The organism is Burkholderia sp. Tr-862 (genome assembly GCF_011753085.1).
GTDB lineage: Bacteria > Pseudomonadota > Gammaproteobacteria > Burkholderiales > Burkholderiaceae > Burkholderia > Burkholderia ambifaria.
Map to the genome: position 1 here is coordinate 6,234 of NZ_VWWG01000042.1, position 13,552 is coordinate 19,785.

The 13,552-nt window shown below is 68.6% G+C and carries 3 protein-coding genes (1 of these 3 running past the window's edge); all 3 read left to right on the forward strand.

Features of this window, described 5'->3' with window-relative positions; genetic code table 11:
- Tightly spaced (each overlapping or abutting the next), the 3 genes in view from F3J14_RS14620 to F3J14_RS14630 form a layout consistent with a single transcriptional unit that may run on beyond the window.
- Entirely contained in the window at positions 1 to 4,425 is a 4,425-nt protein-coding gene (locus tag F3J14_RS14620; RefSeq protein WP_166723597.1) for a beta-ketoacyl synthase N-terminal-like domain-containing protein, read from the forward strand.
- Entirely contained in the window at positions 4,422 to 7,745 is a 3,324-nt protein-coding gene (locus F3J14_RS14625) for a type I polyketide synthase (protein WP_166723598.1), read from the forward strand. Before F3J14_RS14620 ends, F3J14_RS14625 begins: the two co-directional genes overlap by 4 nt.
- Positions 7,742 to 13,552 carry the beginning of a non-ribosomal peptide synthetase/type I polyketide synthase gene (locus F3J14_RS14630; protein WP_166723599.1) on the forward strand. 7,614 nt of this gene lie beyond the right edge of the window, so only the first 5,811 of its 13,425 coding nucleotides appear in the window; it begins with the start codon at positions 7,742 to 7,744; the stop codon falls past the right edge of the window. The genes F3J14_RS14625 and F3J14_RS14630 overlap by 4 nt, the downstream gene beginning before the upstream one ends.

Genomic DNA, 13,552 nt, shown 5'->3' on the forward strand with positions numbered 1-13,552 from the left:
ATGCTTCCCGATACAAAATTCAGGACTGTTACAGAAATTTTCATATTTCGCGGCAAGGTCGAACCGGAGAAGACGGCATTCATTTTTCTCGAGAACGGCGAATCGGAGCGGGCTCGACTCACGTTCGGCGACCTGGACAAACGGGCTCGCGGCATCGCCGCCAGGCTGCAGGGCATGGCGCAACCGGGCGATCGCGTCCTGCTGGTCTATCCGCCCGGCCTTGAATTCATCTGCGCATGGGTGGGATGCCTGTACGCCGGCCTGATCGGCGTGCCGGCCTATCCTCCGCGCAAGCATCGTCCCGCCGATCGTCTCAAGGCCATCGTCGCCGACGCCCGGCCGGTCGTCGCGCTGACCGATGCAGCCACGCTCGACGGCATGGCGCATCGCGCGGATGGCTATTCCGACACGCTGGAACTGAAGATCCTGGCGACGGACCAGGGCTTCGACGCACCGGCCGAACAATGGCGCGCACCGGACATCACGCCGCAGACGCTGGCGCTTCTGCAATACACGTCAGGCTCCACCGGTACGCCCAAAGGCGTGATGATCAGCCACGCGAACATCCTGAGCAATATGGCGGTCATCGCCGAGGCGAGCGATGCCGATGCGTCGACGGTGTTCGTCAGTTGGCTCCCGGTGTTTCACGACATGGGTTTCTTCGGGAAGGTGCTGCTGCCGATCTATCTCGGCGTGCTGGCGGTGCTGATGGCGCCCGCGGCGTTCGTGCAGAAACCCATCCGCTGGCTGCAGGCAATCACGAAGTATCGCGGCACGCACTGCGCCGCGCCGGATTTCGCGTACGACCTGTGCGCGCGCAAAATATCCGATGAAGCCCGCGCGCAGCTGGATCTGAGCAGTTGGCGGGTTGCATTCAACGGCGCGGAACCGGTGCGCGCGGAGTCGGTGGCACGTTTTTCGCGCGCCTTCGCCGCATGTGGTTTCCACGCGCAAACCATGCGCCCGGTCTACGGCATGGCCGAGGCGACCTTGTTCATCTCCGGTCAGCCGGCACGCTCGCTGCCGCTCGTGGCGGACTACGACGCCGACGGCCTGGCACAAGGCGTGGCGACGAGAAGCGACCGCGGCAAGCGCCACGCGCTGGTCTCATGCGGCCGGGCCTGGGCGGAGCACCGCCTGCAGATCGTGAATCCGGATACCGGTGAGCGCTGCCCGCCCGACCGGATCGGCGAAATCTGGTTGACGGGCCCGAGCGTCGGCGTCGGTTACTGGAACCGCGTCGAGGAAACGGAGCACACCTTTCGCGCGAAGCTGGATGGCGATGATGCGCACTACTTGCGCACGGGCGATCTCGGCTTCGTCGATGGCGAGAACCTCTTCGTCACCGGCCGTCTCAAAGACCTCATCATCGTCGCCGGGCGCAATCACTACCCGCAGGATCTCGAGCAATCCGCCGAGGGAAGCCACCCCGCGCTGGCGCCCAACGCGTCGGCGGCTTTCTCGATCAACGTCGATGACGTGGAGCGGGTCGTTATCGCATGTGAAGTGCGCCGGGAAGCGCTCAACACGCTGGACGCGGAAGCCGTCGCCGCGGAGATCCGGCGCAAGCTCGCCGAAGAGCATGACGTCGATCTGTATGCGGCGATCCTGTTGAAGCCCGCCACGATCCTGCGCACGTCCAGCGGAAAAATCCAGCGGAGCCGAATCCGGCAAGCATTCCTCGATGAACAGGGGCTCGCGATCGCGGGCGAGTGGCGGCGTTCGTTCTCCGCGGAGTACGCGCCCTCCACGGCCGCGGTACGCGACACGCAAGCGCTGGTGCAATGGTGCGTCGAGCGTGTCTCGCGTCTGTCGGGAATCGCTTCCGGCAAGATCGACCCCGACGCGCCGTTCAGCATCTACGGGCTCGATTCGAAGGACGCCATCATGCTCTCGGGCGAGTTGCAGGACTGGCTCGGGCTGCCGGTCTCGCCTACCGTCGTCTACGATTTTCCGAGTATTGCCCTGCTGGCGCGCCATTTGAGCGGTATCGGGAATGCCGTGCCGGACCACGCGCCCGGTTCCGCCGAAGCACGCGCGGATATCGCGATCGTCGGCATGGGATGCCGTTTCCCCGGCGCCGGTCATCCCGACGCATTCTGGCAGCTTCTGCTGGAGGGCCGGGACGCGGTCGGCGCGTCGAAGAAGCGTGCCAGCGACCTTCCGCCCACCGGACTGCTGGACCAGGTCGATCTGTTCGATGCGGCGTTCTTCGGCATCAGCGCCCGCGAAGCCGAATCGATGGATCCGCAACAGCGCCTGCTTCTCGAGGTTGCGTGGGAGACGCTCGAGCATGCGGGGATCGCGCCCCGGCGTCTCGCCGGCGGACGCACCGCGGTCATCGTGGGCATCAGCAATTCGGACTACATCCGTCTGGCGCAGGAAGAAGTCGCGGATGTCGGCCCTTATGTCGCGACCGGCAATGCGCTCAGCGTCGCCGCCAACCGCATTTCCTACACGCTCGATTTGCGCGGCCCGAGCTGGGCGGTCGATACCGCGTGTTCGTCCTCGCTCGTCGCGGTTCACCACGCGTGTCGCGCGCTGCAGCGTGGAGAGGCCGATGCCGCGCTGGCCGGCGGAGTCAACCTGATTCTGGCACCGCAATTGAGCGACTCCTTCACGCAAGCGGGCATGCTTTCGCCGGATGGCCGATGCAAGGCGTTCGATGCGGCAGCCAACGGCTATGTGCGCGGCGAAGGTGCGGGTATGGTGCTGCTCAAGCGTCTCGACGATGCGCTCGAGCACGGCGACACCGTGTTCGCCGTGATCCGCGGCTCGGCGGTGAACCAGGATGGACGCAGCAATGGCCTGACCGCGCCGAACGGCCCGGCCCAGCAGGCCGTGATTCGCGGTGCGCTGCACGATGCCGGCGTACGCGCGCAGGACATCGGCTTCGTCGAAGCGCACGGTACGGGAACGCCGCTCGGAGATCCGATCGAATTGAACGCGCTGGCGGCCGTCCTGAGCGAATCCCGTCGGCCGGACGATCACTGCTGGATCGGTTCGGTCAAGACTAACATCGGCCATCTGGAATCGGCGGCGGGCATCGCCAGCCTGATCAAGACCGCCCTTGCGCTACACCATCGCGCCATTCCGCCGAACCTCCATTTCCGGTCGATCAATCCTGAAATCGCGCTCGACGGCACGCCCTTCCGTATTCCGCAGCAGGTCACGCCCTGGCATTCGGAACACGGGCCGCGCATGGCCGGCGTGAGTTCGTTCGGCTTCGGCGGCACCAACGCGCACATGATCCTGTCCGAAGCGCCACGGCCCGGCGAGATCGACGCCGACCCGGCGGCGCCCGCGGCGCGCGTCGTGACGCTCTCCGCGCGCACCCCCGAAGCGTTGCAAGCACTGGCGGCGTCCTATGCGGCGTATCTCGACGCCCATCCCGAGATCCGTGTGCGGGATGTCGCGTTCACGGCAAATACCGGGCGCACCCACTTCACGCGGCGAGCGGCCATCGTCGCATCGAGCCTCGATACGTTGCGTTCGCAACTGGATGCCGTTTCGGCCGGCGAGCCCGCCGAAACGCCGCCTGCGGTGACATTCCACTTTTGCGCCGACGACGGCGGCAGCGACGAGGCGGTGCGGCAATTGCGTTCGGCCAGCCCCGCTTTCGGCGCGCTGATGCAGCGGCAACCGGAGGTGTCCGAGGCGCCCGGGGTCGATTCCGCCGAAGCCGGGTTCACGGCATTCCAGCGCGCGCTCGCGCAACTGTGGATGTCCTTCGGCATCACGCCGGGCGCCGTCAGCAGCACGGGCGACGGGCATCGCGCCGCGGCCGCGTTTGCGGACGTGCCGCAGGCGCCGGACGGCGCTGCGGCGGGAAGCCACGGCATCGTGATCGAAATCGGCGCGCACACGGCCGCGTGGGACACGATCCTGCGCACGCTCGCCGAGCTCTACGTACGTGGCGCGTCCATCGACTGGGATGCCGTGGAGCAGGACGCCCCGCGCCGCCGGCTCGCGCTGCCGACCTACCCGTTCGAGCGCCGCGCCTTCTGGATCAGTCCACGTGCGCCTCGGCATCCGTTGCTCGGGCGTCTCATGGAGCAGCACGCACATGCGCCGGCCACGTGGATCTGGCAGTCGCGTCTCGACGCGCCGGCCACCACCTTTCTCAGCGGTCATCGCGTCAAGGGATCGCCCGTGCTGCCCTATTCCGCCTATGTGGAAATGGCGCTGGCGGCGACGTCGGAAATCGGCGCCGCCAGTCATACCACGTTGAAGGACCTCGCACTGCATGCGCCGTTGCCGTTGCATCCGCATGCATCGCGCACCGTGCAGACCGTACTGAGCCGCCGGTCCTGGGGACCGTTTTCGTTTGCCGTCTATCACCGGATCGAGGACACCCGCGCCGCCGCGTCATGGCAGATATGCGCGAGTGCCGAAATTCACGAATCGGATCGGAGCCAAGCATGAAATTCGGCCTGATGTTCTTCGCCAGCAGTGAAGAGGCGTTGTCCGGCAACAAGTACCAGCTTGTCATGGAAAGCGCCCGTTTCGCCGATGCGAACGGGTTTTCCAGCGTCTGGGTGCCGGAGCGCCATTTCACCGAATTCGGCTCGCTGTACCCGAATCCCGCTGTCCTGCACGCCGCGCTCGCCGCGGCCACCCAGCGCGTGAAGCTGGTCGCGGGCAGCGTGGTCGCAGCGCTGCACAACCCGATCCGGATCGCGGAAGAGTGGTCCATGGTGGACAACCTGTCGAACGGCCGCGTGGGCGTGTCGTTCGCATCCGGATGGAATCCGGACGACTTCGTGTTCGCCCCGGACAAATATGCGACCCGGCAGGATGAGATGCTGACCACGATGCGCGCCGTCCAGCATCTGTGGCGCGGCGGGTCGCTGGATGCGCGCAACGGCGTCGGCAAGCCGGTGCAGTTGCGCATCTATCCGACGCCGGTGCAGCCGGAGCTGCCCGTCTGGGTGACCGCCGCGAGCAATCCGCAGACCTTCGTGCGCGCCGGTGAAGTCGGCGCCAACCTGCTGACCCACGTGCTCGACCAGGATCGGGACCAGCTCGCGCAGAAGATCGCCCTCTACCGCGCGGCGCGCGCAACGCATGGCTTCGATCCGGCGGCCGGCACCGTGTCCGTGATGCTGCACACGTTCGTCGGCGACGATGCGGCGCGGGTGCGCGAGCAGGCGCGTGCGCCGTTCTGCAACTACATCCGCAGCAATATCGGGCTGTTGAACGGGCTGGCGCAGAGCCGCGGCCAGTCGGTGGACGTGCGCGCGATGGGCGCGCGCGAACTGGACGAGTTCGTCGAGTTTCTCTACGAACGCTTCGCGCAATCGCGCGGCCTCATCGGCACGCCGGAAACCTGCGTCGACCTGGTGCGCGATCTCGAGTCGATCGGCGTGGACGAAGTGGCCTGCCTGCTCGATTTCGGTCCGCCGGTCGAGCTGATCCTCGGCAATCTTCCGCAGTTGCGTCGGCTGCGGGAGCTGTGTGCCCCGAGGCAATCCGCCGCGCCGACGAGATTCGATGCCGCCGCGGTGCAGGCCCGCTGCATCGAAACGACTTCAGGCGCGGACTTCAATGGCGAAGTCCGGCAGCACGGCGTGCAGATCGACGGCGTGTTCGACGCGATCCAGCAGATCTGGCGCACGGCCGGCGAGGCGCTCGGGAAAATCAGCCTGCCGGCCGACGCGCTGGCATCGTCGCAATACCAGGTGCACCCCGCCTTTCTCGACGCGTGCAGCCGGGTGCTCGCCGCCGCGATCGATCCGGCCGCGCTGGAGGCGGGCGACCTGTACCTGCCCAGTTCGATCGGTGCGGTACGGGTTCATCAGCCGCCGTCGTCAACGGATGCGTGGAGTCACGCCACGCTGCGCAAGCCGATCGGGCAAGGCGCGCTGGAGGGCGATATCCGCGTCCATGACCTCGCCGGGCGACTGCTGATCGAGATCGATGCGCTGCGGTTGCAGCATGTGCGTTCCGGGCCCACCGTCGAGCGGCACGACTTGTCCGCGCTGCTCTATCAGCGCGTGTGGAGACCGTCGAGCGTCGACGCGGCAACCGGCGCTTCGGCGCAGGGCGAGTGGCTGATTCTCGCGGACCGCGGCGGCGTCGGCGCGCAACTGGCCGACCTGCTGGAAAGCGCGGGCGATACGTGCACGCTGCGCTTCGCCGACGCGACGCCGGAACTGCCCGCGCTCGACCGGCCGCTGAAGGGCATCGTTCACCTGTGGAGTCTCGATCTCGCGCCGGCCGACATCGCGGCGAGACGGCGTGCCAGCGCGAGCGTGCTGCAACTGGTCAGGGCGCTTGCGTCACGCGCACCGGCGGCCCGGCAGGCGCGTCTGTGGCTGGTGACGTCGGGTGCGATGAACGTGCTGGACGGCGAATCGACCGCCGTGGCGCAGGCCCCGCTGTGGGGATTGGGCCGGGCGATCGCCGTGGAGCAGGCGGCGCTGCGGGGCGGGCTCATCGACCTCGATCCCGCGCAGCCGTCGGCGGCGCACATCGTGCAGGCGATACAGGCCGGCGGCCGTGAAGACATGGTCGCGTTTCGCAGCGGACAGCGGTACGTCGCGCGTATCGCCCGCGACAACCGCGAATTCGTCAGCCACCGTCCGATCAGGTTCCACCATGACGCGACCTATCTGGTGACCGGCGGGCTCGGCGGGCTCGGCCTGCGGCTCGCGTCCTGGCTTGCCGCCAACGGCGCCGGCAAGGTCGTGCTGCTCGGGCGCGGCGCGCCCTCCCCCGCGGCCGGGAAAATCCTGAGCACGCTCGACGCGCGGTTCATTCGCGCCGACCTGTCGCGGCGCGAGGACGTCGCGCAAGCGCTCGGTGAAATCGCGCATTCGATGCCGCCGCTCAAGGGGGTCTTTCACCTCGCCGGCGCGCTGGACGATGCGCTGCTCACGCGCCAGGACGACGATTCCTTCCATCGCGCCGGAAGCGGCAAGGCCGATGGCGCGTGGTATCTGCACGAGCTGACGGCCGACCTGCCGCTTGATCATTTCGTGCTGTTCTCGTCGATGGCCGCGCTGATCACCATGCCGGGCCAGGGCAACTACGCGGCGGCGAACAGCTTCCTCGACGCCCTCGCACAGCATCGGCGCGCGCAGGGAAAACCGGGGCTCAGCGTGAATTGGGGGCCGTGGGCGGAGATCGGCCACGCCGCCACCGACTATGGACGGCGCGCGCACGAACAGCTGGCCGCGCTCGGCGTCGGCACGCTGTCGCCCGAACTGGCCATCGCGGCACTGGAACGGCTGATGGCGTCCGGCGTCGCCCAGTCCGGGGTGGCCCGGATCGACTGGCCGACCCTGTTCCGGGTCGACGCGCCGGCCGCCGGGTCGGCGCTGTTTGCCGAGCTGGCGCAACCGGCCGCGCAGCCTGCGCAGCAAGAGACGGCATTGCTGCGCCAACTGCATGCGTGCGCGCCGCGCGAGCGGGTCGAGCTCATCACCGACACGCTCGCGAAGATGCTGGCCGAGACCCTTCGTCTGTCCGGCCCCGACGCCATTGCGGCCGAGCAATCGCTGCTCGATCTCGGCCTGGATTCGCTGGTCGCGCTCGAACTGACCGACCGCCTCAACAAGGTGTTCGGACGGCCGTTTCGCGCGACGCTGTTCTTTTCCTATCCGAACCTGCAAACGCTCGCCCAGTACGTTCTCAACGAACTGTCGCCGTCGCTCCCCGCGCCCGTCGTCGATGAAGCATCCGACGACCTCGACGAGGACGACCTTTCCGAACTGATCGCCCAGGAGATCGGCGCCCAATGAACGCCAAGGCCACGCATGCACTGAAAGCCGCGCTCGACGAACTGCGCCTGCGGCGCGCGGAGATCGCGGCACTGCGTTCGGACCGCAACGAGCCGATCGCCGTCATCGGCATGGCTTGCCGATTCCCCGGCCGCAGCGATACGCCGTCCGCGTTCTGGCAATTGCTCGATCACGCGCGCGATGCCGTCGCCGAAGTGCCGGGCGAACGCTGGGACATCGATCGCTATTACGACCCCGATCCGTCCACGCCCGGCAAGATGGCGACCCGCCACGGCGCGTTTCTCGAACGCGTGGATGAATTCGACGCGGCGTTCTTCGGGATCGCGCCGCGCGAAGCCACTTACCTCGACCCGCAGCAAAGGCTCCTGCTCGAAGTGGCCTGGGAAGCGCTCGAAAACGCCCATCTCCCGCCCGAACGCTTCAGGCAATCCGCCACGGGCGTGTATGTCGGCATTACCTGCTTCGACCATGCGATCCAGGTGTCCAACGCGGCGACTCCGTCGAGCAGCTACGCCGGCACGGGCAGCGCGCTGAACATGGCCGCGGGCCGCTTGTCGTTCGTGCTGGGCCTCACCGGCCCGAGCATGGCGATCGATACCGCCTGCTCGTCGTCGCTGGTCTGTCTGCACCTGGCCTGCGAAAGCCTGCGCTCGCGCGAAAGCAACATGGCGCTTGCAGGCGGCGTCAACCTGATGCTCTCGCCCGAGGTGATGGTCAGTTTCTCGCAAGCGCGCATGCTGTCGCCGGACGGCCGGTGCAAGACCTTCGACGCGGCGGCAGACGGCTATGTGCGCGGCGAAGGTTGCGGCATGGTGGTGCTCAAGCGCCTGTCCGACGCGCTCGCCGACGGCGACCGCGTGCTCGGTATCGTGCGTGGCACGGCGGTCGATCAGGGCGGTGCGGGCGGCGGGCTGACCGTGCCGAGCCGCGATTCGCAGGAACGGGTGATCCGTCGCGCACTGAATCAGGCCGGCCTCGTGCCCGGCGACATCTCCTATGTCGAGGCCCACGGTACGGGGACGTCCCTCGGCGACCCGATCGAGGTCGAGGCGCTGGCCGGCGTCTACGGTCCCGGCCGCGAGGCGGCCGAGCCGCTCGTGATCGGTTCGGTCAAGACCAATATCGGGCATCTGGAGTCGGCCTCCGGCATCGCCGGCCTGATCAAGGTGTTGCTGTCGTTCGAGCACGACAGGATCCCGGCGCATCTGCATTTCACGCAGCCCAATCCGCATACGCCGTGGCAGGACATCCCCATTCGCGTGGCGGCCGACCCAGTCGCCTGGCGGCGCGGCGAACGCAGGCGAATCGCCGGGGTGAGCGCGTTCGGATTCAGCGGCACCAATGCGCACGCGATCGTCGAGGAACCGCCCGTCGCGCCGGCCCATGCCGCGCAGCGCACGCTGCTGCTGCTGTCGGCCCGGTCCGAAGCGGCGCTCACGGCGCTCGCACAACGCTACGAGCGCGCGATCGCCGGCGCGACGCCGCGGGAACTGGCCGCCATCTGCCGGGCCGCCGCCACTGGGCGGGCTCATTATCCGTTTCGCGCGGCCTATGTGTCGGGCGTGAGGGAACCGTCGGCGGCATCGGCACGCACCGGCAAGGCGTTGCGCATCGGCTTCATGTTCGGTGCGCCGGACACCGGCGTCGCACGCGAACTCCACGCGTCAGAACCGCTTTTCCGCGACGCCTTCGCGCGTTGCTCGGTGCCGCTGGCGGCACTCGATACCGACGAGGGCCGCTTCGCGATCCAGTTCGCGTGGGCGGAACTGTGGAAGGCATGGGGCATCCGCCCGTCCGTCGTGTCGGGCCACGGCGTCGGAGAATATGTCGCGGCCTGCGTGGCGGGGGTCATGAGCGTTGCCGATGCGCTGCGCCTCGTCGCAGCCCGGTCGGATTCCGACGCCTTGCGCGCGGCGCTTCAGGACATGCCCCTCGCACGGCCCTCGGTCCGCCTGATTTCCGGCTGTCTCGGCGCCGAGCTGACCGACGAGGTAACGCATCCGCAGTACTGGTTGCAGCTTGCCGAGTTGTCGAATCAGGCCCAGGCGCAGGCCAACGCGCAGGCCGAAGCGCCGCCCGCGCAGGAGGGGCTTGCCGACGGCTGGCTGCCGCCGCCATGCGCCGGCGATGCACTGGAGCGCGCACTCGCGGCGCTGTATGTGCAGGGCGCGCAGTTCGACTGGAACGCATTGTTCCCGGTGCCCGCCCAGCCCGCCACGACCCTGCCGAACTACCCGTTCGAGCGGCAGCGCTTCGGTCTGGAGAAAACGCCGTCGCCCATCGTCGGCATGGATGCCGGCAGCATCGAGGAAGCGTTGCGGCACCTCAAGACGTCGGGCAAGTACGCCGAGGACGTGCTGAACGCCTTTCCGGACCTGCTTCAGACTGCGTTCGCTCCCGCCGGAACCGCTGCCCCGAACGCCCACCCGCTCTATCACGTCGCATGGGAGCCGCAAGCCGCGTTGCCGGAGGCCAGGTTCGCCACCGACGCGTCCCCGTGGCTGATTTTCGCGGATGAAAGCGGTGTCGGCGAGCGGTTCGCCGACCTGCTGCGCGCGCGCGGCGCATCCTGCTCGCTGGTGCGCCCCGGCCCCGACCATGGCGGCGGCGCGGAAGCGGGCTGGCAAGTCGCGCCCGAGCGGCCGGATCATTTCGTCCGCTTGCTGAACGAGACCGCCGCGCCGGGCCAGCGCATCGTGTTTCTATGGGCGCTGGACGAAGCCGTCGGCGCGTCGCGCATGTCCACCGCCCTGCTGCATCTCGTGCACGCGTTGGTCGGCAGCGCGCGCGATTGGGCGCCGTCGACCCGACCCAGGATCTGGGTGGTCACGCGCGACGCGGTGGAAGCCGGCGAAGCGCCCCGCGTATCGGGGCTCGCACAGGCTGCGTTGTCGGGCCTGGCGCGGGGGGCGATGATCGAGCATCCGGAATGGTTCGGCACCTCGATCGATCTCGATCCGGCCGCGCCGGAGGATGAGACGCAGGCGCTGCTTCAGGAAATCCTCGGTGAAAGCCGTGAAGAGCTCGTGGCGTTGCGGCACGACGTGCGCCATGTCGCGCGCCTGAGCCCGCTCGCGCCAGCCGAAACGGCCGCGTTGCGGGTCGACCCGGAAGCGGCCTATCTGATCACCGGCGGGTTCGGCGCGCTCGGGCTGCACACCGCCCGGTGGCTGGCGGCACACGGCGCAGGCACGCTGATCCTCGTCGGCCGACAAGGGGCCCGCAGCGACGAGAGCCAGCAGGCGATCGCCGAGCTGCGCGAGCGCAACATTTCCGTGCGTTGCGAGCGCCTCGATATCGCCGATCCGGTGGCGGTCGCCGATTTCTTCGCCGCGCTCCGGCGCGACGGCGTGCCGCTGCGGGGCATCGTGCACGCGGCCGGCATCGTCGGCTACAAGCCGCTGATGCAGGTCGAGCGCGAGGAACTGGAAGCTGTCCTGCAACCGAAGGTCGCGGGCGCCTGGCTGCTTCATCAGCACAGCGAACCGTTCCCGCTCGATTTCTTCATCCTGTTTTCGTCGATCGCGTCCGCGTGGGGTTCGCGCGACCAGGCGCACTACAGTGCCGCGAACCGATTCCTCGACGCGCTCGCGCATCATCGCCGCGGCCTGGGCCTGCCGGCCCTGAGCGTGAACTGGGGGCCGTGGGCGCAGGGCGGCATGACGTTCCCTGACGCGGAAGCGCTGCTGCGCCGTGTCGGTATCCGCTCGCTGGCGGCGGATCGCGCGCTCGACGTGCTGGATCGTCTCCCCGCGGTGCCCCAGATCGCGGTCGTCGATATCGACCTGGCGCTGTTCCAGGGCTCCTACGAGGCGCGCGGACCCAAGCCGTTCCTCGATCGCGTGCGGGTGGCCGGAGCCCCGTCAGGCGCGCTGGCGATGCCGGCGTTGAGCGACGCATCACCCCGCGAGCGAAAGCGCCTGCTGGCGGACAGCATCGATCGCGCGGTTGCCCAGGTGCTCGGCTTCGGCGCGGCGACGCTGGACCGCGACCTCGGCTTCTTCGAGATGGGCATGGATTCGCTGATGGCGCTGGATGTGCGCACGCAGCTCGAGAAAGTGCTTGGCATCCCGTTGTCGGTCGCGCTGTTGTTCGACCATCCGACGGTCAATGCCCTCGCGGATTTCCTCGCGGAGCAATCGTCCGGCACTTCGCCGGACGCGCACGCGGCACCGGCGCAGGCCGTGCCGCCGCAGCCGCGGCCGATCGCGCCGGCCATCGAGGCCCGCGAGGCCGGCACGCCGGAACCGATCGCGATCGTCGGCATGAGCTGCCGGTTTCCGGGCGCCGCGCGCGATCTCGACGCCTACTGGCGGCTGCTGAACGACGGCGTGGATGCGATTTCCGAAGTGCCGCGCGAGCGCTGGGATGTCGACGCGTACTACGATCCCGATCCGGAAACGCCGGGCCGGATGGTTTGCCGCTTCGGCGGTTTTCTCGAAGACGTCGATCAGTTCGATCCGGCATTTTTCCGGATCACGCCGCGCGAAGCGGCCGCGATGGACCCGCAGCAGCGCCTGTTGCTCGAAGTCAGTCACGAAGCGCTGGAGCACGCCGGCATTCCCGTCGACAGTCTCAAGGGCAGCCGGACCGGCGTCTTCGTCGGCATCACCACCAACGATTACGCGAATCTGCAGCTTCGCAACGGCGGCGGCAGCGGCATCGACGGCTATTTCTTCACCGGCAATCCGCTCAACACGGCGGCCGGCCGCATCTCCTACGGGCTCGGTGTGCAGGGGCCGAGCATGGCGATCGACACCGCCTGCTCGTCGTCGCTCACCGCGATCCATACCGCCAGCCAGAATCTGCGCAGCGGCGAGTGTGATCTCGCGATCGCGGGCGGCGTCAACCTGATCCTGTCGCCGGACAACTCGATCGCCGTCTCGCGCACGCGGGCGCTGGCGCCGGACGGCCGCTGCAAGACCTTCGACGCGGCGGCGGACGGCTTCGTGCGCAGCGAAGGCTGCGGCGCGCTGGTGCTCAAGCGCCTGTCCGATGCGCTCGCCGCGGGCGATCGCGTGCTGGCCGTGCTCCGCGGATCGGCCGTCAACCACGACGGTGCGTCGAGCGGCTTTACCGCGCCGAACGGCCGCGCGCAGGAAGCCGTCATCCGCCAGGCGCTGGGCGGGCTTCCCGCCGCATCCATCGATTACGTGGAAGCGCACGGCACCGGCACGCCGCTGGGCGATCCCGTCGAGGTGCAGGCGCTGGCGACGGTGTTAGGCGCCGACCGCGGCGACGGCCGGCGGCTGCGCATCGGCTCGGTGAAAACCAACATCGGCCACACGGAATCCGCCGCCGGCATCGCGGGGGTCATCAAGGTCGTGCTGTCGCTGAACCACGACCGCATTCCCGCCCACCTGCATTTCCGCCAGCCGAGCCCGCTGGTGCAGTGGGACGCGCTGCCGATCGAGGTCTGCGCCGAGGCGAGCGCGTGGCCGCGCGGCGAGCGGCCACGGCGCGCCGGCGTCAGCGCGTTCGGCGCGAGCGGCACCAATGCGCACCTGGTGCTGGAAGAAGCGCCCGCGCCGGTGCGGCAGGCGACGCCGTCGAAGCACAAGGTGCATCCGCTGGTCCTGTCGGCCAAGACGCCGGCGGCATTGCGCGAGCTTGGCCGGCGCTATCAGCGGCGGCTCGAAGCCGAACCCGGTCTCGATATCGCGGCCGTGGCCTTTTCGGCATCGACCGGCCGCTCGCATTTCGCGCATCGGCTGGCGCTGCCGGTGACGTCGCTCGAGGACGCCATCGAAAAGCTGCGCGCGTTCCAGGCGAAGGAACCGGCCGACGCGGCGCAGCCCCCGCGGGTG

Excerpts from the sequence above, each read along its gene's own strand:
- F3J14_RS14620 (WP_166723597.1), top strand. The coding sequence starts at position 1 with ATGCTTCCCGATACAAAATTCAGGACTGTTACAGAAATTTTCATATTT.
- F3J14_RS14625 (WP_166723598.1), top strand. The coding sequence starts at position 4,422 with ATGAAATTCGGCCTGATGTTCTTCGCCAGCAGTGAAGAGGCGTTGTCC.